The organism is Bacillus manliponensis (assembly GCF_000712595.1).
GTDB lineage: Bacteria > Bacillota > Bacilli > Bacillales > Bacillaceae_G > Bacillus_A > Bacillus_A manliponensis.
In genome coordinates this window covers 95,158-118,362 of sequence record NZ_JOTN01000006.1, presented here as the reverse complement: position 1 = coordinate 118,362, position 23,205 = coordinate 95,158, and the positions used below count along the sequence as shown (strand labels likewise).

19 protein-coding genes and 3 pseudogenes are annotated in these 23,205 nt (G+C 33.9%); 6 read left to right on the top strand and 16 right to left on the bottom strand.

All coding sequences use genetic code 11. The features are described 5' to 3' along the window. Window positions 1–25: 25 nt before the first annotated feature. Window positions 26–1,312 (top strand): glutamate-1-semialdehyde 2,1-aminomutase, encoded by a 1,287-nt coding sequence (hemL, locus tag BAMA_RS09350; protein ID WP_034638525.1) that lies wholly within the window; start codon window positions 26–28, stop codon window positions 1,310–1,312. 116 nt (window positions 1,313–1,428) lie between these two features. On the opposite strand, the gene BAMA_RS09345 is transcribed toward hemL, so the two are convergent. The 9 genes and pseudogenes from BAMA_RS09345 to BAMA_RS09310 all read right to left on the bottom strand — a co-directional run bounded on the left by BAMA_RS09345 (window position 1,429) and on the right by BAMA_RS09310 (window position 10,708). Further along, window positions 1,429–1,860, bottom strand: a complete 432-nt coding sequence (locus tag BAMA_RS09345) for a GNAT family N-acetyltransferase (RefSeq protein ID WP_034638524.1) — start codon at window positions 1,858–1,860, stop codon at window positions 1,429–1,431. A gap of 51 nt (window positions 1,861–1,911) precedes the next feature. After that, a complete protein-coding gene (locus BAMA_RS09340; RefSeq protein WP_034638630.1) occupies window positions 1,912–3,807 on the bottom strand; it encodes a metallophosphoesterase family protein in 1,896 nt (631 codons plus the stop codon). A 387-nt stretch (window positions 3,808–4,194) separates the two neighbouring features. Then, a pseudogene (locus BAMA_RS09335) lies at window positions 4,195–5,489 on the bottom strand (MFS transporter). A gap of 117 nt (window positions 5,490–5,606) precedes the next feature. Next, window positions 5,607–6,727: pseudogene (locus BAMA_RS09330) on the bottom strand (MerR family transcriptional regulator). Between the two features lie 16 nt (window positions 6,728–6,743). Next, the gene (locus BAMA_RS09325; protein ID WP_034638523.1) at window positions 6,744–7,763 is read right to left on the bottom strand and encodes a C45 family autoproteolytic acyltransferase/hydrolase; all 1,020 of its coding nucleotides are present in this window, start codon (window positions 7,761–7,763) and stop codon (window positions 6,744–6,746) included. A gap of 124 nt (window positions 7,764–7,887) precedes the next feature. Next, the gene (locus BAMA_RS25530) at window positions 7,888–8,349 is read right to left on the bottom strand and encodes a carbohydrate-binding protein (protein ID WP_338022286.1); all 462 of its coding nucleotides are present in this window, start codon (window positions 8,347–8,349) and stop codon (window positions 7,888–7,890) included. Continuing rightward, window positions 8,344–9,336, bottom strand: a pseudogene (locus tag BAMA_RS09320) (chitinase); the annotation flags it as partial. The pseudogene BAMA_RS09320 and the gene BAMA_RS25530, both read right to left, overlap by 6 nt. 336 nt (window positions 9,337–9,672) lie before the next feature. Beyond that, window positions 9,673–9,963: a hypothetical protein gene (locus BAMA_RS09315; protein ID WP_034638522.1), complete on the bottom strand. Its 291-nt coding sequence runs from the start codon at window positions 9,961–9,963 to the stop codon at window positions 9,673–9,675. Window positions 9,964–10,084: 121 nt separating this feature from the next. Beyond that, the gene (locus BAMA_RS09310) at window positions 10,085–10,708 is read right to left on the bottom strand and encodes a LysE/ArgO family amino acid transporter (protein WP_034638521.1); all 624 of its coding nucleotides are present in this window, start codon (window positions 10,706–10,708) and stop codon (window positions 10,085–10,087) included. A 131-nt stretch (window positions 10,709–10,839) separates the two neighbouring features. On the opposite strand from BAMA_RS09310, the gene pdxR reads away from it, so the two are divergent. Beyond that, the gene (gene pdxR, locus BAMA_RS09305; RefSeq protein ID WP_034638520.1) at window positions 10,840–12,288 is read left to right on the top strand and encodes a MocR-like pyridoxine biosynthesis transcription factor PdxR; all 1,449 of its coding nucleotides are present in this window, start codon (window positions 10,840–10,842) and stop codon (window positions 12,286–12,288) included. On the opposite strand, the gene BAMA_RS09300 is transcribed toward pdxR, so the two are convergent. Continuing rightward, a complete protein-coding gene (locus BAMA_RS09300) occupies window positions 12,280–12,789 on the bottom strand; it encodes a GNAT family N-acetyltransferase (protein ID WP_034638519.1) in 510 nt (169 codons plus the stop codon). The two genes, pdxR and BAMA_RS09300, sit on opposite strands and share 9 nt — an antisense overlap. Window positions 12,790–12,974: 185 nt before the next feature. On the opposite strand from BAMA_RS09300, the gene BAMA_RS09295 reads away from it, so the two are divergent. Continuing rightward, a complete protein-coding gene (locus tag BAMA_RS09295; protein WP_034638518.1) occupies window positions 12,975–13,352 on the top strand; it encodes a glyoxalase superfamily protein in 378 nt (125 codons plus the stop codon). 554 nt (window positions 13,353–13,906) lie between these two features. Here BAMA_RS09295 and BAMA_RS09285 read toward each other — a convergent pair. Further along, on the bottom strand, window positions 13,907–14,695 hold the full coding sequence (locus tag BAMA_RS09285; RefSeq protein ID WP_034638516.1) for a class I SAM-dependent methyltransferase: 789 nt from the start codon (window positions 14,693–14,695) through the stop codon (window positions 13,907–13,909). Window positions 14,696–14,776: 81 nt separating this feature from the next. After that, window positions 14,777–15,631 carry a protein kinase family protein gene (locus tag BAMA_RS09280; RefSeq protein WP_034638515.1) on the bottom strand — a complete coding sequence of 285 codons (855 nt, stop codon included), beginning with the start codon at window positions 15,629–15,631 and terminating at the stop codon, window positions 14,777–14,779. Between the two features lie 230 nt (window positions 15,632–15,861). Between BAMA_RS09280 and BAMA_RS09275 the strand changes: the two genes are divergently transcribed. After that, window positions 15,862–17,064 (top strand): MFS transporter, encoded by a 1,203-nt coding sequence (locus tag BAMA_RS09275; protein WP_034638514.1) that lies wholly within the window; start codon window positions 15,862–15,864, stop codon window positions 17,062–17,064. Between the two features lie 228 nt (window positions 17,065–17,292). On the opposite strand, the gene BAMA_RS09270 is transcribed toward BAMA_RS09275, so the two are convergent. Continuing rightward, window positions 17,293–18,336: an aspartate-semialdehyde dehydrogenase gene (locus tag BAMA_RS09270; RefSeq protein ID WP_034638513.1), complete on the bottom strand. Its 1,044-nt coding sequence runs from the start codon at window positions 18,334–18,336 to the stop codon at window positions 17,293–17,295. Window positions 18,337–18,495: 159 nt separating this feature from the next. Here BAMA_RS09270 and BAMA_RS09265 point away from each other — a divergent pair, with 159 nt between their 5' ends. After that, a complete protein-coding gene (locus BAMA_RS09265; RefSeq protein ID WP_034638512.1) occupies window positions 18,496–19,371 on the top strand; it encodes a LysR family transcriptional regulator in 876 nt (291 codons plus the stop codon). A gap of 535 nt (window positions 19,372–19,906) precedes the next feature. On the opposite strand, the gene pduL is transcribed toward BAMA_RS09265, so the two are convergent. Continuing rightward, window positions 19,907–20,476 (bottom strand): phosphate propanoyltransferase, encoded by a 570-nt coding sequence (gene pduL, locus BAMA_RS09260; protein ID WP_034638511.1) that lies wholly within the window; start codon window positions 20,474–20,476, stop codon window positions 19,907–19,909. A gap of 176 nt (window positions 20,477–20,652) precedes the next feature. Then, the gene (locus BAMA_RS09255) at window positions 20,653–21,114 is read right to left on the bottom strand and encodes a hypothetical protein (RefSeq protein WP_034638510.1); all 462 of its coding nucleotides are present in this window, start codon (window positions 21,112–21,114) and stop codon (window positions 20,653–20,655) included. A 346-nt stretch (window positions 21,115–21,460) separates the two neighbouring features. On the opposite strand from BAMA_RS09255, the gene BAMA_RS09250 reads away from it, so the two are divergent. Then, window positions 21,461–21,892, top strand: coding sequence for a VOC family protein (locus tag BAMA_RS09250; RefSeq protein WP_034638509.1), 432 nt, complete (start codon window positions 21,461–21,463; stop codon window positions 21,890–21,892). A 53-nt stretch (window positions 21,893–21,945) separates the two neighbouring features. Here the strand turns inward: BAMA_RS09250 and BAMA_RS09245 are convergent, their stop codons facing one another. After that, entirely contained in the window at window positions 21,946–23,157 is a 1,212-nt protein-coding gene (locus tag BAMA_RS09245; protein ID WP_084157951.1) for an MFS transporter, read from the bottom strand. Window positions 23,158–23,205: the final 48 nt, after the last annotated feature.

Here is a 23,205-nt window from a genome sequence, read left to right as displayed (position 1 = left end):
TCAACTAACAAAGGTGGGTTTCCTTATGAACAATACTAAATCTATAGAAGCTTTTAAAATCGCTCAAAAGTTCATACCTGGCGGAGTAAACAGTCCAGTTCGAGCATTTAAATCGATAGGTACGAATCCAATTTTTTGTAGTCACGGTTCTGGTTCTAAAATTTACGATATTGATGGAAATGAGTATATAGATTACATTCTCTCTTGGGGGCCACTCATTCACGGACATGCAGATAAAGACATTTCAAACGCTTTATGTGAAATGATACATGATGGAACAAGCTTTGGACTACCGACATTACAAGAAAACAAACTTGCAGAGTTAATTGTAGAGCGAACACCTTCTATCGAAAAAGTTAGAATGGTGAACTCTGGTACAGAGGCCACAATGAGTGCGATTAGGCTGGCTAGAGGATATACAGGAAGAGATATCATTATTAAATTTGTCGGCTGTTATCATGGACACAGTGACCACCTTTTAGTAAAAGCAGGATCAGGAATCGCTACATTAGGACTTCCTGATAGCCCTGGAGTACCAGCAGAGATAACTAAAAATACAATATCGATTCCATTCAATAGTATTGAAGCGTTACATACCATCTTTCATGAAATGGGGGCAAAAGTTGCAGCAGTTATCGTTGAACCTTTTGCAGGTAATATGGCTGGCATACCAGCAAACCCTCAATTTTTAGAAACTTTGCGTTCCTTAACGAAACAACATGGTGCACTATTAATTTTCGATGAAGTGATGACGGGCTTTCGTATCGATTATCACTCCGGACAAGGCCTGTATAACATTATCCCTGACTTAACTTGTCTAGGAAAAGTAGTTGGCGGAGGACTACCTGTTGGTGCATATGGAGGAAAAGCAGAAATTATGAACTTAATTGCTCCTGAAGGAAATATTTATCAAGCTGGAACTTTGTCTGGTAATCCATTAGCGATGACAGCGGGTTACACATCATTAAACAAATTAAAACACGATAGCTATCTGTATATAGAAAATCTATCAAGTAGATTGATTACAGGACTATCACAAATGGCAGATTTATATCATATACCTTATACCGCAACAAAAGTCGGAACGATGATTGGATTCTCCTTCACAGAGGGCCCATTACAAAATTTTGACGACGCTAAAAAAATTGATACGAATCTATTTCGCCAATTTTACGTAGAAATGCTAAAACAAGGTATTTTATTACCACCTTCGCAATACGAATGTCTTTTCATATCCACTGCACATTCAATAAAAGACATTGATAAAACCATTGATGCAGCAGAACAGGCATTTAAAATAATATCACGATAGTTTCTAACTTTGATTGAATCTGTCTCATTATTTGCATGCTAACAATCAGTGGGTATGAAAATCCCACTGATTGAATTTCCGGATATAACGCACTTCTATACATACGCAATAAAAGATTATCGCTTTAACAACAATACATTTTCATCATAGGTTTCATTACACCATCTATACTTCTTTAAAATATCACGATTCAAATTTTCACTCTCGTATTCAACCTCTTTAAAGTCAAACTTACTATAAAAAGATTTTAACTTTTCAAATGGTAAACAGTATAATGCTTGTAAATTACTCTTATCAGCTTCTGTTACTAAATAATCTACTAACTCATATGCAAGTGATAAACCTCTAAATTTATCTAAAATATATATTCCACCTAATTCAGCCTCTTGTTCATTAAGATAAACAATTCTGCCAACCCCTGCATATTGCTCGTTATACATTACTATTGCAACCGTTTCATTTTCTAACTCACTTGGAATAAATCCTATTTTTTGATATTGTCCATTAACCCAATTCAGATTTGCTTTTGTTGCTAATTTTATCCCCATGATTATCCCCTTTTATTGCTTTTCATAAATTCAAAGTAACGTAAATAGTTGCTAATCTACAATTTCAAAAGTAACTCGATCAAGCTCAATATTATCATTATCTGTATAATACTCTGCCTCTCCGACATAAATTGCATCATATTTCCCTGGAGGTAAATCCAATCCACTAAATGTTATAGTTCCATTTGGCTGTTGAATACTGTTTGTTTTTTGTTTTGCTATAGCTTGTACATCTTTTCCTAGCTTTGTTCCTACAGGAAAAATGCCAATCCAGTCTTCTTTTACTGAACCCGTATAGGAGATTTCAAGTGATTCTGCTGAAACGTATGTTTCTTTCACCGATTGAATAGTTGGATTACTTAAAGTTAAGTCCGGATCAGTAGCTGGATCTACAACTGGTATTTTTTCTAACAAATTCACTTTATATTTCGCATTTTCAATCCATGCATTATTTTTAAAGTCTCTTCCTTTTACCAATACTTTATTTTCGTATACTTCGACGAAAAGACCTTGACTGCCAGCTGTACTCGTATTATTGTCTGTCCATAAATAAGACGTAGCACCAACATTAAACATTGTTGCATACTTGGCGTTATACATCGTATCCTTTGCGCCTAACTCCCAGTGCGTATGCCCACTAAATAATATAGATTGCGGATGTTTGGTCAATATCATTTTCAGTTCCTTATCCTGCCTTACACCGTACCAATAGTTATTTTTGAGATAACTATCATTTGCACCACTTACCGTATTTTTTAAAGGTTGGTGATGAAAAATAAATGTTGGTTTACCTTGAGCCTCAGATAATTTCTCATCAAGCCACTGTAACTGTTCTTCTGATAAGTAAGAATAGTCTTTCAAACCTTTTTCTGTCCCAAGAAAAATAAATTGGTATCCTTTAATCCAAGTGTTGTAATAGCTAGATTTCATACCTGTATATTTCTTGAATAATTCAGAAAAAACACCCCAGTCTCCCCAGCGAACATCATGATTTCCTTGCACAAAATATGTTTCGGGAAGTTGATTCTCATACAAATTAAAAATCCGATCCAATTCCTTATATTGTGCTTCACTTCCACTTTCAGTATTGTCACCGACTACCATCAGACCGTCGCTGCTTGGATTCAAAGTCGTTATATCTTGTAAAGCGTCTTCTAAATTTTTATTATGTGTATGCCTTTTATCTCCATACAAATGCATGTCTGTAATAACTTCAAAACTAATCAGAGGAGTCTCTTTTGTTATTCCTGGAATTTCTATCTCGGCCCTGTCCTGAGTTTCACCTGCAATTGAATCAGAATAAGCTAACAACTTCGTAGCACCGTCTGGAATAACTGTATTATCCGGAAATATATAAGTAACATAAGTTTCCCCAAACTTTGTAGGAGGCTGAATTGTTGCGATTACAGGCTCGTTTGCCACCCTACCAAATTCGTCTCCCCAATACAAATTGTATCCAGTTATATTCGAGGAATCAGCAGGAATCTTGATTCTCACCTCTCCTGCTATTTGATTCGCATCTGGATCTTGATCCTCAAAAGAAATCCTTTCTGGGGGATTTAATGCAATGACAGAAAATGAAGCACGGTGGAAAACATTATAACCATCATTCTCCATGTAAATCGCTTCATATTTTCCTGGAGCTAATGTTTTTGTGAAACTCATGTTTCCATTTGGCTGAGTAGTCACACTAGTATATTGCCAGACAAGAGCAGGGGTATTACCTTGTGGAGTTTCTCCTTCTTTGTAAATTCCAATCCAGTCCTTTTGTGAAGCACCTGTAAAAGACAAAGTAATCACTTCGTTATACAAATACACTTCCTTTTCCATTTTGACTACTTGTGTCCCTGCTGCTTGCACATCTTGCATAAAAAACAGTTTTGGTATTGCGATAAAAGCAACAGTAACACCTACTATCATCGACAAAATTTTCCGTATAAATTTCATAATAAAAACAGTACCTCGTTTCACTAAGGATTTTCAGTTTTTCTTCATGAATGTTACTACTACTTAACTTTGCGATATCCAAGATAATATTTTGGATAAAGTGAAACTTCACTCAGTGGGAGTTTTCTCTATCCCACACTGAGTGTTAGTTGAACGAATCGGGCATTAACGGGCTATTTATCTCTCACCAAAACTTCTTCGCTCCTCTTGAGTTTTGGCGTGGGAGTCTTACAGCCCACAAATAGCGGGATAAAGCAAAAAAAGATCATATAATTCTCATTCGATTACCAATAATAACCTATATCTACTTCTAAAATACTCTATTTTTATTATAATGAAAAGTAACTTACATCATTAATTAAGCAAAAATAATTGAGAAATTCTAAATCAAATATTCATACTTTTAGAAGGTAACTCAACCTTCATTTTCTTAGCAGAGCACATATGAACCAATAAAAATGCCATCCCTCCTGTAATTGGTATCACATAAACAGGAAGAAGTTTTAACAAAATCCCAGATGTTATCATTGCCACAGGAAACATCATTTTTCCAATACTAAAACCAATACTTAACACTCTTCCTCTATACTCATCTGGTATCTCTTTTTGCATGAAATACATTAACGGAATATCAATACATGCAATACATATTCCTAAACAAAGCATGATTCCTACATAGAAACAAACATAAGCAATAGAAGCAAACTGCAAACTTACATCTATAACAGGTATTCCTAAAGTTATCATACAAATTGATAACGAAATACTTACATACTTTAAAATAGTATAATAGGCGATTTTCTCTGTAATCTTCTTAACGAATAAAGCCCCTACTATCATTCCAACTGGAAAGGCGCTTGGATGATACCAAATTCCTCTGACCTTAATTTCAACACAATATTAATGATATACGATAACGGAACTGTCACCGCAAAACCGAGAAAGAAATTAATGAAAATGAAGATGATAAACATGTTCTTAATACGTTTTCTTTCTATTAAATAGTAAAATCCATCTTTTATGTCCCGGATCCAATGAATTTTTCCATTTGAAGACCCTTCATTAGATTGATCTTGAAACAACTTAAAATGAATACACATCATTAAGAGTCCAGAAAGTATAAAAGAAACTCCATTCACAATAATGAATGTTTCTATATCAAAAATGACAAAGACAATTCCACCTAACATTGGTCCTAAAATTAAGGAGACTGAGTCAAGTATTCTACTAATAGAATTGATGTTCATTAACATACTTTCTGATACAACGTTTGGCTTCGCTGCTTCTAAACCAATTCCAAAGAAATTACTAAACACCGTTAAAAGAAAGGTGGTACTATAAATGATAATTAAGTTTAGTTCGTAGTTCATACAAACGAAGTAAACAATCACTAACAATATTCCACTTAGAAAGTCCATTACAACAACTAACGTCTTTTTATTCACTTTATCTGCAATTACTCCTGCAAATGGATTCATAATAATCGCTGGAATCACTCCTAATACGAGAGTAATCGCAAAGCTGAACGCAGAACCTGTGATCTTTAAAACATATAGGCTTAACGCAAAACTATAAATAGCGGTTCCAAATACAGATATGATTTTCCCAAAAGAGTACAGGATTATATTCTTTATTTCCTGTTTATCTCGTTCATACTTGATGCTCATTTGTACTTCACCCATGAATACTCCTCCTCGCTTAAGCTTTTCTATAAAAAGCATAAGCTACAGGGTAAACCCAATATCAATATATGTATTTCTCATATTTTAAATGGAAAATAAAAAAAGATAGGGTTGACCCTATCTTTTACCGAAAAACAAATAAGAATATACCGTTTCGCCTTGCACAAAGAAATTTTCATATTTCCCCCTCCTTTATCACTCGGCTTAGAGGTTTTTTCATCAAGCACAGCATACCCTAACTCGTTCAGGTTCTTCTTAATTTTCCCTGATAAGAAGTTATCTCTATATAGAAGCTCAATTTTGCTTTTGCTACTAAATTTTTCAAAAGCAATAAATGATCCTAATAAGTAAGAATCTTGTTTAAAAAGAGAGATGAGTTTCTGTAATAAAAATCCCTCGTTTTCAAAGCTGTAATTACTTGTACCTGCTTGATCCATTACAATATCAACAGTAGCGTCCTGTAATGGGATATGTAAAAAATCAGCACAAATAAAAAGAACATTTCTTTTCACACCAGATCGCTCTAGTACACTTTTTAAAAATTGGTGACGTTCTAAATTGTGATCAACCGCAATATATAAGCAGTTCTCTGGCAACTCTTCATAAACATTGCGTAGAAAAAAACCACTACCCGATCCTAACTCAATCAATACTTTATGATTTAAATCTAATTGAACAAGTTTTCTCTTTGACCATTCTGCTGTTATATGAATATTTTCTAAGTACGATAAATCCGTTTCTACAATATATTCCTCCAATAAAAACTTCATATTCGATTGAAATGGCTTATCTACAATTAAAATTCCCGCTTGAACGGAATACTCTTCTCCGCAATGACAAACTAACTTTCCCTCTGTAATTTGATTTCGATGAATCATCCCATCTTGCAAAAGTGGCTTCTCTCCGCATTGTAAACATTTCAATAAATCAAGTGCTTTTAAATTCTTGATTTCTTGTTCGATTTTCTTGTATTTGTTCATAAATAAAGATTGATAATACTCACTCTTTTCATAATTTGTTAATTGACTAAATCTTTCATAAAGAAAAATCATTTTTATTTCATTTAATTGAAACCCCATACCTTTAAACTGTAAAATAAGCTCTAAGTCTTTTTGACAGCGCTCATCAAAAAAATAATGACCACCTTTCTTTTCAGGCACAATCAATCCAAGGTCCATATAATGTCTAATTGTATCTATACTTAATCCGCTTCTTTTTCCAAATTCCCTAATTTTCATACAATCACGACCAATATTATTTATTTTCAATGATTCCAGTCAAACACTTATGCTCTATGTCTTCTCCCTCAATCCAACCGTTAAAGTTAATATCTAAAATTTCATTTCCCCGAGCAAGATTTGTTAAAATTCGCCCATCATGAAAAGAGTATGAAAATGTATGAAGCGTCCCAAATAAGTTCTCATAATCAGTAAAAAAGACCGGTGAATTTTCATTAATGAAATTTTGAAACATCTCAACTTGTGTTACATTTCCATCTTGAAAGCTCTGTAAATAGTCATTTCTTTTTTGAGAACCTTCTATTGAAACCCTATTTTTTCTAATCAATTCCGGGTTTTGAAAATGATTTACACAAGAGAGTACAGTGTCGTCTTTTCTTACAATCACCTTAGTAGGACTCGCTTCTACGACTGCAATATTTCCCTTTTTATCACCTAATGAAAAGTTATAGCAAGCTGCATGAGGAATTTCTTTTAACATATGAATAGCATCTTCTACCGACATACATGTATCTAGTACCATTCGCACAGCAGTCCAGGCAGAGACTCCTACCGAATAGTCATGATTACTTACAAAATGTAACCCAATCACTAAACCATGTTCATTCACCCCATCATGTCTCCCTATTACTTGCAAGTTATAACCTGCTGAAGCAAAAACATCTTTTGGTTGAAATAAACTAAAATAGCCATCATAAAAAACTGGAGAAAAATCATAATTTCGTACATAATAATCTTTTGTTATAATCGCTGAACAGCCCATCGCTTCCATTTTTGGTACGTCGTATCCACTAAATAGCGCTGCTGCTTTGTTTTGTGTCATAGCTAACCCTTCACATAACCCTTCTAGTTCATCCAATATGTGAGGTGCAAAAGCAAAGTAGATAGCTTTCATATTTTTATAGTCTATTTCAGGTTTTGTTACTCTATCTAAAGTTTTAAGGATTGAACTATTTTGAATGTGACGACTCATATTTAAACCAATATAAAATGAACTATCTCTCATTTGGATTATAGGTACCTCAAATTTTGGCATATATTCTTCCCCCCTTATATCTATAAGGTGTATAATTCTTAAAATTCAGTCAATAAAACCATTGTAACATAAAATAAAAATAGACTAACCGGTAAACAATCCGATTAGTCTATAAAAATTACTCTTATCCCACGACCCTCCAAAGCGCAAATGCCGCATGTGGTTCCCATCCAGCATGAGATGTGTGAGCATATGTACACTCATATACTTTTCCGTTGTAAGTTACTTTATCTCCAACTTTATAACTAACTTGAGTTCCCCATTCAGGGTACTGAGCTTGTCCACTATCTTTTGTTGTTACATTGATGATTGCTGAATTTCCTGATGGATTCCCACTTGTATCAACAGCTTTAACAAAATACGAATACGTTTTGTTTGCTGTTAATCCTTGATCTGTAAAGGACGTTGTTTTTGACGTCCCCACTTTACTCCCATCTCTATAAACCTCATACTCTCTCACTTTTACATTATCTGTAGATGCTTGCCACTGTAACGAAATGCTTGAACCGGTTTGTGCTGTAGATAGAAGATTTCCCGGAATAGACGGTGCTTCGCTATCAACTGGTTTATTTCCATTATGAATCATTGGAGCATATGTTTTAACAAAGTTGTTATTATATGACGTCCCATTTTTATCAACTCCACCATCCCAGTTAACAGACCATGTCATTAAACCTTTTACTGGATTTCCGTCTGCTTCTAATCGATTTAATGCATTTTGAACGGCTGTTGGATCTTTTACATATCCGTTTGCCGCAGCATCGTTGTTAGCTGGTATACCAAGAACTAACTTATGTGCTGGAATTTGAACAAAGCCATTCCCATTGATAAGATGACTAGATATCGTATACAAAAACTCTTCCTTCACTGCGTCATTATTTTGCGCAAGCCATTTTCCATTTGTACCTGTAACACCGTCTCCACCTTGATTATATAATTGTGGATTAATAAAATCATAGTATCCTTCTAATGATTGAATATAGGAGGTATACTTACCGCCCGTTCTCAAATATGGGAATTCTGGAGCCATCGTAATAATAAAGTTTTTCCCTTTTGCTCGGTAATGATCTTTTACCGTTTTTAATGCTGCCGGAATGACAGTTTGATTATCACCAGCTGTAATTGCATTTTGTTCTAAGTCTATATCTAGTCCATCAAATCCATATGTTTCGACAAGGCGAATAATTTCATCAGCAAGTGCCTTTTCATCTCCCTGTTTTAACTGAATATGAGCATCAGCACCGCCTAATGCAATTAAAACGGAACGCCCTTGTGCATTTAACTTTGCAACTTCCCCTCGGAATTCGCTATCTGACATGTTATATGGTTTAAATGTTGGGATACGTTCATTTGTATCCGCTTTCATGAAGGAAACATCAATGACATTATACCCTTCTGGTGTCTCCGATAACTTCACATTTCCAGAAGTTCCTTGCTGATAACCATCATTTTTTCCTTGCCAATTATGCCAATAACCAACTAAAACATCTTTATTTTGTATAGATGGCATTTCAGAGGCAGCGTCAACGCCTTTTACATTTTTTTCAGCATGTAAAGCTGTTGGCTCAATCATATATCCAATCCCTATCGCAACAACACTAACCGCTAATGATGTCTTTAAAGCTTTTTTACTTCTAGCAAAATAATTTTTATTTTTCATCCCTCTACTCCTTTTGTCATAATTTAATACATTACTAGACTCGGATGTACAAAGTGAACAGTTGATGTAGTGTTTATAATAATTCATTTCTGCTGTATTTTTAATAGAAAAACGCAAATTACTAACTATTACCACGTTGAGAAATTTATTCTAGGTGTCTAGCCTACTAGACACCTAGTGGTGATGTTATATCATTCTTACGTAAAAAAGCGAAAATCTTTAACCGAGATTTTCGCTTTTTCTTTCTATTTATTTTAAAGCTAACAAAGCTGGTAAAATATCTTTTGGTACAACTCTTCTAAATAACCATTTCCATTTTGGTCCAACAACTACCATTAAAGCCAACAAAGGAATAATAAGATTTATAAATGGACGAAGAAAATCTGGGATGAATGCGACGTGTGAAAATATTAAAAAACTAACAATTAGAGCAACTACTAAAAAAATACCTTGAGGCAAACGAATTAAAGACGGCTCTTCATCATAATAAGGGAAATCATCATTTGGTCTCTCAAATCGAAAAAAATCTTTACTGCCCATCCCCCCACCTGCTTTCTTTATTCATTTGTAACCTATCTCTATAATTAAGTATGAATAATCCAGGAATAAATTACCATATTTTCATGTAGCAAAACCAGATGAGAAAACCATCTTATTAAATTTAGAATGTTGTAGTATAAAGAGTTACCCCAATATAAATAGCCGTTCCCCACATAATCAACGCTGAAACTTTATTTAAGATTGTTAGAAACCTTCCTGATTTGTCGAGCTTTCCTGTCATCCTCCCAGCTACTCCTAATCCAAAAAACCAAAGCCATGATGTAATAATACATGCGGCGGCAAAGCCAAGTTTATTCATCCCATCATATTGTAAAGAACTCGTTCCAATCACCCCAATTGTATCTAAAATTGCATGAGGGTTTAGTAGTGAAACAGACATCGCAAACATAATTTGCTTCTTTGGTGTCAACAATACTTGTTCTCCCTCTCCCATGGAACTTGGTTTGCTTCGCCATGTAACAAATCCCATATACACTAAGAAAATAATCCCTACAATAAAGAGGACCATTTTTGCCCAATATGATCCAAGAACAACAACTGAAATTCCTAATATAGCTAGCGAAATTAACAAAGTGTCACAAAGAGCTGCTGTAATAATAACAGGAAGCGCTCTTATAAACTTAGGCTGCGTTGCCCCTTGATTGAATACGAAAACATTTTGTACGCCAAGTGGTAAAATTAATCCAAATGCTAAAATTAAACCATGAAATATTGCTTGTAACATGTATCTCCCTCCTACTTGCTTACTAGCTATATTGTATAAAGAGTTAAGACATGTGTCTTCAACCAATTGGATGGACTTCTACCCAACCAATGTTTATAATTATTAGAAAAATACAGGAGGAAAGACTACTATTGAGAGAAGAAAACTGGACACCTATTAAATCTTCCCCTATTCCACTACATCACCAAATTTATGAATATATGAAACAAAAAATTATGAACGGTGAGTGGACAGTTGGAACAAAAATTCCAACGCAACGTGCATTAGCTAAAATGTTTGAAGTGAACCGCAGTACAATTGTTTATGCTTTAGATGAGTTAACTGCTGATGGACTCATTAAAGCAACGGTAGGAAAAGGTACTATTGTCATCAATAATACATGGAACTTACTTGCTTCTACTCCACCACCAGATTGGAACAGCTATGTAAAGTCTGGTTCTTATCACCCTAACATACAAACCATTCAAGATATCAATAAAGCGGAAACAAATCAAAATATTATTCGGCTTGGTACCGGAGAACTTTCACCACATTTATTACCTACAGAAAAAATGAAACATATTTTCCAAGCCCATTCTTCAGCCATATTCTCTTTAGGTTATTCAGAACCAAAAGGAAGTATCCATTTAAGGCAGGCGATAAGTCATTATGTAAAAAAGAAAGGGATTGAAGCTTCACCGTCTTCAATACTAATCGTTTCAGGTGGCCTTCAAGCATTGCAATTAATTTCTCTCGGATTATTACATCGTGGCTCTACTATTTTTCTTGAACAACCATCTTATTTACATTCCGTTCATGTATTTCAATCTGCTGGCATGCATTTGTTTGGAGTTCCTTTAGATAATGAAGGAATAGTGACAAAGAATATTAGTCGGTTAAAAAAGCTACATAACGGAGCATTACTTTATACGATACCGTCGTTTCATAACCCAACTGGGACTCTCATGTCTCACAATAGAAGAACAGAATTACTGGGCATTTGTAAAAAAGAAAAATTACCGATTATTGAAGATGATGTGTACAGTGATTTATGGTTTGAAAATCCACCACCAAATACATTAAAATCGTTTGATAACCAAGGACTTGTGCTACATATCGGTAGCATGTCGAAAACGCTTGGACCTGGTTTACGAATCGGCTGGGTCATTGGTCCTGAACCCGTTATTGACCGGTTGGCAGACATAAAAATGCAAACTGATTATGGATCAAGTTCCATCTCTCAATTCGCTGTTACAGAGTGGCTATGTAGCGGGGATTATGAAATGCACATTCAAAAAACAAGAAACGAATTACGATTACGAAGAGACTTTACTCTCAATATACTAAACAAATACTTTAAAGATATTGCAACGTGGAATACACCAGAAGGAGGATTTTACATTTGGCTTTCTCTTCATAAACAAATTTCAAATCGAACATTATTTAAAAAAGCGTTGAATAGTGGCATTTTATTAAACCCAGGTCATATATACGACCGCACTGATGGACATCACCTTCGCTTATCTTACTCATACGCATCACTTTACGAGTTAGAGGAAGGATTAATAAAGCTAGCAACACTTATCAAAACATTATCTTAATTTCTTTTGAAATTTGCTGTGTCCATCTGTTTCTCCTAAGTACTCAAAACCATTATTTTTATAAAAATTATTAAGTTTCTTATTATTTGCAACGCAATCTAATTTTAAGTATTTTTTATCACGAACATTTTGTTGAATCCAAACTAGTATACTTTCACCGATACCTTGTTTCATATGTGTAGGAATTACCGCAAATCTATGCAGGTATAGTGAATCTAAATCAACCTCTTTACCAAAAATATGTTCATCCCATTCACTTTGCACAGAACTTAGTGTAAATGTAGCGATTAACTTATTACTATCTAACAGAATATAAGTTTTTTCATCTAAGATGGCTTGCTTGATTTCTTCATCATCACCACCTCTTAAAAGGTATTGCCATTGATTAATCTCGTTATTTTTCATCCACTGTGCAATGCCTTTTAACATATCTATAATTAAATGGCTGTCTTCTTCTTTTGCGAGTTTAAATTGAAATTTGTCTAGTGTAATAAAGTTCATATTTGTTTCCTCTCCTTCTCTTGTTTATAGAACTTTCTTGGTACACTTATAAAATTCCTCCTATTACTCCTTGTTTGACTAATCAACAATTTACTTGAATAAATACATCATTTTCACTACCTAATTACATAGAAACACTTTAAAATAAAAAGTAATAAATTATATGAATAGGAGTTCTATCTCAAATGATTACACCTATCTTTCGAATTTTTGATATTGAAAAAGCCAATTCCTTTTATTTGCATTATTTAGGATTTAAACTGGATTGGAAACATCAGTATGCCGAAAATATGCCTTTTTATTTTCAAGTCTCTTTACGTAATGCGGTTATACACCTTTCTGAACATCACGGTGATTCATCTCCAGGTAGTGCAATTCGAATTAAAATAAACGACTTGAAAAGCTATTACTCTTCACTATCAAAAAAAGAATATTCGTATGCTAAACCTGCTTTAGAAAAGACACCTTGGGATACAATTGAATTAACAGTTATTGATCCTTTCTCTAATAGAATTACATTTTATGAGGAAATAACCCAACAAACGAGTACTAAAGTTGAATAAACGAAATACAGTTACTTTCTAAATTTCTGTACATAAAACAAAAAATCACTATTTCCTCAAAAATGAAGGAATAGTGATTTTTTTGTTTTGTATTTGATTTCTCATTTACAGAAACTTTGTTATCTCAATCCGAAATTAAGTTAGCAACTTTCTTATACCTTTGAGATAAAGTGTGCCCCTACAGAGGGAAGCATTCTTTTCTATCCTAACTCTTTTATTACATACATAAAATTCTCCATGCTTAATCACCGCCACCTCCATCACTATCACAACTAGAAGATTCACTAGCAGTGTTACACCCTGAACTATCTCCTCCCCATGAATAATAACGAGGAGAATATACACTTACTCCAGAACCTTTATTTCTTTTCTTCTTCCTTTTCTTTTTCTAGCTTTATTTTTCCCTCTTCTTATCACTTTCTTTTTTTCGTGCCTAGTCCCGTCGCAACTATAAACAAATATCCCATCATACCAACAAACAATAAAAGTACAAAAACATCTATTAACATAATTTCACCTTTAATATCTGATACAACTTTTGTAATCCATTCTATTTATTCTCGCTGTAATGTCTTTGATTTTGTAGTCACAAACAGCACCATTTCCGTATAAAAAGATTGTACGTAACCCTCTTCTACTTCAACCTTAAAAAACTCTTTCGTTTCTTCTGAAGCGGATAGCATATAATGTACAAGTTCGGTACGATCTTGCTCTGAGACATTCATCATGTCACACCACCATTTAAAATTGAACTGTTTATCAAATGTGAAGCATGATTGTAATTGCAACCCTTGTTTCTCCATGAAAGATAGCCATTCTGTTTTCTTTAATGCTCGATTGTGACTTGGATCACGCTTTTTTTCAACAAAATTGTAAAACGTATCATATTCATCCCATTCAGGTGAAACATTATCAATTAATATAAATAATCCGTTTTCATTTAGTACACGATGTACTTCTTCAATAAATTTTGGAACATTTGTAAAATGGTGCGCAGCAATTCGGCATACTACTGTATCAAATGAATCATCACCAAACGGTAAATTTTCAGCATCACCTTTTGTAAAAGATACGTTTGTATGACCATTTGATTCAATAAATTGTTTCGCTCCTTGTAGCATTTCCTCTGTTAAATCAAGGGCAACTACACTTTGAAACTGTGGTGCCAATAAATTTGCGACATGACCGCCTCCTGTCGCTATATCTAATAAACGTTTATTTTCTCGCCCTTCCATACAAGCTAAAAGTGTTGGTAAATCTTTTCCTTTTGCATGTATACTGCTTGTGACGTATTTTGCTGCATTTTTTCCAAATTGATTAACAACTAGTTCTTTATTGTTCATATCAGACCTCTCCTCTATTCTCTTTTCTTTTCATTACTTATAGAATGAGAGAGAAAATCCCTTTATTTTTAATAAACAATTTTACAAAGCTTCCTGCCAAGCTCGGTAAAAGGCCGCAATGGATTCATATCTATTTTCCCGATCTTGTTCTACTGCTTTTTGAGCTACTTCATATAATCTCTTACTGCCTTCCCAGTCTACTATTGAACAGTCTTTTCCCTGGCCCAATAAATAAAGAGCAATTGCCCCCATTGTAAACACATTCGTTCTTTCATCAATTGTTGCACCTAATTGAAATTCTTCTGGTGACATAAACTTTGATGACCCCCAAAGCCTTCCCATCATATTTGTATAAGGCCGCTTTTCATATAAATCAATGTCACAAATTTTTGTTGTATCACTTTTAAAGTCATACAAAATACTGCCATCATAAAAATCAATGGCAACAAGCCCTTTTCTCTCTATATGACAATGAAAAAGAAAGACTGAATCTAATGCTGCTAATCGCTTTGTAACAGATAACCTCTTGAATCGATAAAATGGTGAATTGGGATTTGTATATTTTTCTGTTCGTGAAAATGCCCAAGGAGAGTGAAGGCATTCTCCGTCAAACCAATCAAATACGACAGCATAACCATTTGCTGTTTCAAAATGGTCAACAATCTTAATTAATTTTTCATGAGCTAGTTCGTAATATACATCTACTGCTTCTTTTAGTTTAAAAATAGCAGCAGCCTCATCTCCTTCGTAACCCATTGGTTTTGCTCCAGCATATTTTACAAATCGCTTTTCTCCATGTATCTCAACACCAAAACTAATGTTTCCAGAATGTTGTTGATCAAATACTGTAAATACCGTTCCTAATTTTTGGAGCCAACTAAAATCATGAACTTCCTTAACTTGAAATGACACGTTATGTAGCGTAATTGTATGCATATATTTCCTCCGTAACATAGTGAAATGAACTTAACTCATATTCTACAAATATTGAAAAATTCCTTTTATTAATTTGATTTTTATGGAGAAAAAATCTTTCTATATTTTCGTTCAAATTATTTGAAACTCCTGATCGAAAGGCGTAATATAGATTCAGACTCAAAAACTCTTTACGTAAGGAGGAAATTTATACAGCTTTCATTTTAATAGAAGACGGAGAGGATATTTGTATGTGGAGCAATAAAAATGTATGGGTCGTTCTTGCTGGCGAATTTATCGCTGGTCTCGGTTTATGGCTTGGTATTCTTGGCAATCTTGAATTTTTACAACGCCATGTTCCATCTGATTTTATGAAATCATTAATTTTATTTACTGGCTTATTAGCAGGTGTTTTTGTTGGTCCAATGGCAGGTCGATTTATTGATCAATATTCGAAAAAGAAAATCTTACTGTATTCAGGATTTGGGCGTGTTGTTAGCGTCATTTTCATGTTTTTAGCAATTCAATATGACAGTATTTTTTACATGATTCTTTTTATGGTTGCAATTCAAATTTCCGCAGCCTTTTACTTTCCAGCATTACAATCAGTTATTCCCCTTATCGTTCCTGAAAATCACTTACTTCAAATGAACGGAATTCATATGAACATTTCAACAATCTCTCGTATTGTTGGTACTTCATTAGGCGGGGTTCTTCTCGTTGTCATGAGTTTGGAATATATGTATGCTTTTTCAATGTTAGCATACGCATTGCTTTTCCTTTCTACATTTTTACTAAACTTTGAAGATACAAAACAAGAAATGACAGATAAGCAAAAACCTCAAAATACAAGTTTCATGGAAGTATTCCGCATTTTAAAGGAAGTACCAATCGCATTTCGCGCGTTAATTTTAAGTATTATTCCACTCTTATTTATCGGTGGCTTTAACTTAATGGTTATTAACATTAGTGAAATGCAACACGATCCAACAATTAAAGGATTTATTTATACAATTGAGGGTGTAGCGTTTATGCTCGGTGCATTTGTAATTAAACGTCTGTCCGATTATATTTCACCTTATAAACTATTGTATATTTTCTCATTCTTAATTGCCTTTTCTCATTTATCACTATTTTTCAGTGATATAAAATGGATGGCACTTGTTTCATTCGGATTTTTCGGTTTTAGTGTTGGTGGCTTTTTTCCGGTTATGGCAACTATCTTTCAAACTAAGATTGAGAAAAGTTATCATGGACGTATTTTCTCATTCCGTAACATGTTTGACCGCGTTATGTTCCAAGTTGTCTTATTAGGAACTGGTTTCTTCCTTGATACAATCGGATTACAATACATGGTATTAATTTTCGGTGTGATTTCGTTACTAATTATTTTTATTTCATCAATCCAACATGATCAGCCGAATAAAGCAACATCACAAACATCAAATATGTAGACTATAAAGTCCTACACAACAAAAAGTACATCACTAATTTTAGTGATGTACTTTTTTGCTTAATAAAGTGAAACTTCACTCAGTGGGGGTTTTCTTTATCCCCCACTGAGTGTCAACCCGACCAATCGGGCTTTTACGGGCTGTTAATCTTCCACTTAAACTTCTTCGCTTTTTCTTAAGTTTTGAGGTAGGAGTCTTACAGCCCGTTAATGCGGGATAAAATTATATTTAGATGATATCTTTTTCAATCATTGTTTCTGCAATTTGTACTGAATTCCAAGCGGCTCCTTTTAACAAGTTATCAGATACAATCCAAAGATGAAATCCTTTTGGTTCGTCGAGATCTTTTCGTATTCTACCAACAAAGGTATCTTTTTTTCCTTCTGCATATAAAGGCATAGGATAAAGCTGACTATTTGGATCATCTTGAAGTGTAACACCTGGTGCTGAACATAAAACTTTTCTTATTTCATTTACAGTTGTATCTTTTTCTAACTCAATATAGACAGATTCAGAATGACCAGATACTACTGGAACTCTAACGCAAGTTGCTGCCATTTTTAAAGAAGGGTAGTCCATAATCTTTTTCGTTTCTTGAATCATTTTTACTTCTTCAAAAGTGTAATCATTATCTGTAAATACATCAACTTGTGGTAATACATTGAACGCAATTGGATAATGCTTTTTATCTTTTTTGGCCGGTAATATAAATGGCTCTACTTCATTTCCTACAAGCATTTCCTCTGTCTGTCCTTTCAATTCATGGATTGCATGAATTCCTGATCCTGATACAGCTTGGTATGTCGATACAATAATTCGCTTTAAACCAAAAGCTTCCCGAATTGGTTGAAGCGCTGTGACCATTTGTAAAGCAGAACAATTCGGAACAGAAATAATCCCTTTATGATTGTATAAAGCATGTGCATTTACTTCTGGAACAACAAGAGGAACATCAGGTGACATCCGGTATTCACTTGTATTATCAATTACAATAGCGCCACTAGCAACTGCATAATGTGCGAGCTGCTTTGACACTTCTCCCCCAGCACTAAAAAAAGCAATATCTATACCTTCAAAGCTTGTTTGCTTTGCTTCTTGCATCACTATTTCTTGATCTCTAAATATAACTTTTTTACCTGCAGATCGTTTTGACGAAAGAAGGGTGATTTTTTTTATATAAAATTTTGTTTCTTGCTCCAATAATTCAATAATTTTCTGTCCCACTGCACCTGTCGCTCCTACAATAGCTATATGATAGCCTCTTATACTCATATACTTCTCCTCCATGTTTTAAAATTCCTGACTCAGATTCCAAAAGGAATAAAATGTTAGATTTCTTAATTTTATTTTAAAGGAGAAGTTATTATTTGAAAAATTGAAAAATATGATATAATCGTTCGCGAATCATGATACTAAAAAAGAGGGATATATATGGAAATGAGACATATTAAAACATTTTGTGCTGTTGTGAAATATGGTGGTTTTTCCAAAGCTGCTGATGCATTAGGTTATGCCCAGTCAACAGTAACAACTCATATTAAGAATTTAGAAAATGATTTACACACTCCCCTTTTTGATAGATTGGGGCGCAAAGTACTTCTTACAAAAGCAGGGCACCACTTTTACCCATATGCTCGAGAATTGTTAGCTATATATGAAAAAGCAAAAGAAATACCACAAAACGGTAATGATTTAACAGGAACACTTACGATTACTTCTAACGAATCTTTAGCTGTTTATCGATTGCCTCGCATACTGCAAACATATAAACAAAAAAACCCGAAAGTAAACATTATTCTTGAGACAGTTAAAAATGAACAAGCATTTAGAAAATTGCAAGATGGTGACACAGATATTGTTTTTTTGATTGGTGAGTCAAGAGAGTTTGATGAATTTGTAACAACTACATTATTCCAGGAAACATTCGGCTGGATTTTACCCGCAGATATTGTGCTACCTGAAAATCCTTCTAGCTTACTACGAAACTATCAATTTATTTATACAGAACCAACATGTGGGTATCGACCAATGGTAGAGCGTTATTTACGCATGAACGGAGGAATTCCTAAAAGAACTTTTGAAAGTTCAAGCATCGAAGTTATCAAACAGTCAGTTATGTGTGGATTAGGTATTGCTATTCTCCCTTATATTGTAGTAAAGGAAAATGTCGAGAAAAAACAATTATTATTTAAAAAAATTGAAACAACACTATCTATAAAAAGCCACGCTATTTACCATAAGTCGAGATGGATTTCTCCTGTTTTACAATCTTTCTTAGATTTATTAGAGGAACAAAATATTTTGTAAATCAAATTTTCAAGATAGATAAGGCAATAACATTTTCTTTATCTAGGGGTACCATGGTATGCCCATCAAGTTAACAACATAAATAACTAGATACGAAATGATCCTTGTTTCAAGACTAGCGAGTAATGGAAAAGAAGGCATGGCAAAGAAGACTATAGGATGGTATTGTGTATAATCTAACTGGAAAGGAAGAGAACGCTTAATGAATATTACACCACAAGAAGAATCCATGATTAAGGCTTTCCGTGAGACTGACTTACCCCCTCTATTTGTGCTCATACGAGTCAAAAATGATATTGCAAACTTGAGTTCAATAAGTATAAGTCACCTTCATCAACCTTTGATTTCAAAAAATATCGTTATAGGGCGCGATTGCGGCACAAAGTGCAGTCTCTTTTTCACTAGGCAGTTCCGAATTGTTCTATAAATGATTGGGTGTAAATAACTAAGAAACCCAGTTAATCTTCTGTGAAGATAGCTGGGTTTTTAAAATTGGATGTGCAAAGGTACCCCTATCTACTTTTCATACAGTTAGCTACAATATAAGCTCACCGAAGTCACCCGTTTTAATATTTCCACTATTTGCTTCATCCGTATCGATATGCATATCTAGCGCGTACGTATCTTTCACCCGAATTAATACTTGATGAAACGTTAACGCTCTTTCCCCATTTATTTTCACATTGACATATTGCTTGTCTTGTACACCAAAATATTTTGCATCTTCTGTTGTCATATGAATATGACGCTCAGCTATGATTACGCCTTGTTCAATTTGAAGCGTACCATTAGGACCGATAATTGTAATACCTGGTGTCCCTTCAATATTCCCTGATGAACGAATTGGTACATTAATTCCAAGTTTACGTGCATCTGTTTTGGAAATTTCGACTTGTGTAAATTTACGTACCGGTCCTAAAATCCGTACCTTCGTAATTTCTCCCTTTTCGGTTTTGATTGTAACTGTTTCTTCAGCTGCAAACTCCCCCGGTTGTGTAAGTTCTTTTATCGCAGTCAGTTCATGTCCTTGACCAAACAGCTTTTCTAATACTTCTTGCGTAACATGTATATGTCTGTTTGAAACACCAATCGGAATTTGTTTCATTGCACTCGCTCCTTTTATTTATATACATCATGTAGTATTGCCTGATTACATGTGATAATAAGATTTTATTTTTTAATTTTATTAAATTAATACGGTAAGTGAAATTTATTACTTACGCTAAGAACGATTTACACTAAAAAAGATAGAGCATATTTGATTCGCTCTATCTTTTTTCTCTATTCTTTAGAAGTCCATACATCATTCGATAACTGTTCTGTCACATCTTTTGGAACTTTAAAATTGAAAGTTAGCTTTTTCGATTTCAATTGGATGTAAGGACTATTCTTATATGTAATAATGGTACCAACATGTTTCAACTCTCTCTTATCCGCCTTAGATTCTCCAAGCTTAATTGTATCTTCTTGATATAGTTTATACGTATACTCTTCTACCGCATCTGAAGGAATTGTTGCTGTATCCCACTTATCAATCTGAAGTGTTTCAGTAAATTCTTTCATATCCTTTTTAGTCTCCATTACATGTAAAATCTGTTCTGGATTTTCTACTGACGATACTTCTATCTTTTGAACTTTTTCAGTGTCAAATTCTGCTTTCACTTCTTTTTTCTCTGCATTACATCCGATTAAAAAAATAGACATACTAAAAATAAATAGAAAGATCATACAAACTTTTTTCATAACCGTTTTCCCCTTCCTCTTTTTTGTAAATTTACCATTACAAGTAAATTTTAACATTTTAAAATTATTTCGCCTACAAACTTAGAACTTAAATATGTATCCGTCTTAAGTCTTATTTGATACACACTATCAAACAACTCCCTCTTGTTTCAAACCTATACTCATTTTGCAGGAAAATAAAAAAATAAATAGAACATATAAGGTGGTAAAACAACAAGCTTCGCACCATTCACATAAACTCTTTTATTTTTTATACCTCACATATTTATTGCACATACATATAAGATATGATATCATTAAATAGAACAAATGTTCGTTTTACTAAAAATCAAAAAGAGGTGCTTATATGATCTTAAGTATCAATCCTTATTTAGTCTTAAATGGCAATGGGCAAGAGGCTGTTACATTTTATGAAAAGTCATTGGATGCAAAAGTAGAAGTACGCCAAACATTTGGAGAAGTGCCTGAAAACCCAGAACATCCTATTCCAGCTGAAGCAAAAGATCGTATATTACATGCACATTTAAAAGTAGGTAATACTGACTTGATGATTTCGGATATATTCCCAGGTCAGCCATTTGAAACAGGATCACAAGTAACAATTGCGATTCGAATTAGCGATGCAGAAAAAGCAAAAGAAGTCTTTGAAAAGTTACAGGACGGTGGCGAAGTCATTATGCCACTACAAGAAACATTTTGGAGTCCAGCTTACGGAAATGTAAAAGATAAGTTTGGTATAGAGTGGCAAGTTTCTACATTACCTGCTGAGAATAAGTAATAATAAAATGGGCCGTACCCTTTATACAATGGAATACGGCCCGTTTTTCTTTGTTATTCTACATTTTTGGTGAAATCATTTCTTCTCACATAAACCAAAACACCACAAAAGATTGATACGATAGCTGCTATAACAAAAACAGTACGTATCCCAAATTCTTCAGCGATTGCTCCTAATAATACAGATGAAATACCAAACATACTTGTTATAATCATATCCCTAGCAGAAAAGACTTTAGCTAAATATTTATTAGACGTAGCAGTTTGGATAATAGTAGTTTGACTAATTTCTTTCACTTCTGTTGCGAATCCAAGCAGCACTGATAAAAACAATGCTAGTAAACTATTATAAGGAAAAGCAAACCAAAAAGTAAAAATCCCTACGAATATAGAACCACCTATTATACTCAGATGCAATTTCGATTTTAATTTCCCTTCATTTTTCATAACAAAAATGCCACCTAAAACAAGCCCTGCAAAAAAAGTTGAGTTAATATACCCCCACCATGCTTCTCCTTCATAAAGAATTTCTTCAACATACACATACAAAATAGCCGCAATCCAAACACCACTAGCAATAGAATCAAAGAAATCCATAATTGTAATCGTTTTTAAAGATGGGGTTTTCCAAATAACAAGCCACCCTTCTTTCATTGAATTCCATTTCGATGGATGAGTTGTTTTCGCTGTCTTTTCTTCTTTTTGATCCCTTATGAAAATCGTTAGTATAGTTGAAATGATAAAGGTGATAATCGTTACAAAAATAACCCTTTCTCCGCTAAAGGCTGCAACAAGTATTGCCGCTAGCGGCCAACCTCCGAACTGAATGAGTTGATCAACAATTGAAACAAAACTATTCGCCTTCATTAATTCATTTTCTGTAACTAATCTAGGAAGCATCGCATTGCGCGCCGGAGTAGCCCAGCCATCTAAAAAAGAAATACAACTGATAATTAAAAATAGGATCTGCATGTTTAGTGTTTGAAAAGGAAACATACTAATTGCTAAAAGGAACAGTAATATTGTTTTACTAAACTGTGAAACCATTAAAATTCGTTTTAACGACATTCTATCTATTAATAAAGGTGCTACTAGACCACCCAAAAAACGAGAAAATGTAATGAAAAATGGTACTAAAGATGTAATAAATACGGAACTAGTCATTCCATATAATATACTGATAATCCCAACAATATAAAATACATCCCCAATATTCGCAAATGCTTGGCTTAACCATAAAAAGTGAAACGATCTTGTCTTTATCATTTGTAACTTCTCCTTTATGAATCATAAAATACAAATAAATTGGAGAAG

Bases quoted from the DNA above. Each gene is read 5' to 3' on its own strand.
- hemL (WP_034638525.1), top strand. From the start codon at position 26: ATGAACAATACTAAATCTATAGAAGCTTTTAAAATCGCTCAAAAGTTC.
- BAMA_RS09345 (WP_034638524.1), bottom strand. From the start codon at position 1,860: ATGGGGATAAAATTAGCAACAAAAGCAAATCTGAATTGGGTTAATGGA.
- BAMA_RS09340 (WP_034638630.1), bottom strand. From the start codon at position 3,807: ATGAAATTTATACGGAAAATTTTGTCGATGATAGTAGGTGTTACTGTT.
- BAMA_RS09325 (WP_034638523.1), bottom strand. From the start codon at position 7,763: ATGCCAAAATTTGAGGTACCTATAATCCAAATGAGAGATAGTTCATTT.
- BAMA_RS25530 (WP_338022286.1), bottom strand. From the start codon at position 8,349: ATGATTCATAATGGAAATAAACCAGTTGATAGCGAAGCACCGTCTATT.
- BAMA_RS09315 (WP_034638522.1), bottom strand. From the start codon at position 9,963: ATGGGCAGTAAAGATTTTTTTCGATTTGAGAGACCAAATGATGATTTC.
- BAMA_RS09310 (WP_034638521.1), bottom strand. From the start codon at position 10,708: ATGTTACAAGCAATATTTCATGGTTTAATTTTAGCATTTGGATTAATT.
- BAMA_RS09300 (WP_034638519.1), bottom strand. From the start codon at position 12,789: ATGAACTTTATTACACTAGACAAATTTCAATTTAAACTCGCAAAAGAA.
- BAMA_RS09295 (WP_034638518.1), top strand. From the start codon at position 12,975: ATGATTACACCTATCTTTCGAATTTTTGATATTGAAAAAGCCAATTCC.
- BAMA_RS09285 (WP_034638516.1), bottom strand. From the start codon at position 14,695: ATGAACAATAAAGAACTAGTTGTTAATCAATTTGGAAAAAATGCAGCA.
- BAMA_RS09280 (WP_034638515.1), bottom strand. From the start codon at position 15,631: ATGCATACAATTACGCTACATAACGTGTCATTTCAAGTTAAGGAAGTT.
- BAMA_RS09275 (WP_034638514.1), top strand. From the start codon at position 15,862: ATGTGGAGCAATAAAAATGTATGGGTCGTTCTTGCTGGCGAATTTATC.
- BAMA_RS09270 (WP_034638513.1), bottom strand. From the start codon at position 18,336: ATGAGTATAAGAGGCTATCATATAGCTATTGTAGGAGCGACAGGTGCA.
- BAMA_RS09265 (WP_034638512.1), top strand. From the start codon at position 18,496: ATGGAAATGAGACATATTAAAACATTTTGTGCTGTTGTGAAATATGGT.
- pduL (WP_034638511.1), bottom strand. From the start codon at position 20,476: ATGAAACAAATTCCGATTGGTGTTTCAAACAGACATATACATGTTACG.
- BAMA_RS09255 (WP_034638510.1), bottom strand. From the start codon at position 21,114: ATGAAAAAAGTTTGTATGATCTTTCTATTTATTTTTAGTATGTCTATT.
- BAMA_RS09250 (WP_034638509.1), top strand. From the start codon at position 21,461: ATGATCTTAAGTATCAATCCTTATTTAGTCTTAAATGGCAATGGGCAA.
- BAMA_RS09245 (WP_084157951.1), bottom strand. From the start codon at position 23,157: ATGATAAAGACAAGATCGTTTCACTTTTTATGGTTAAGCCAAGCATTT.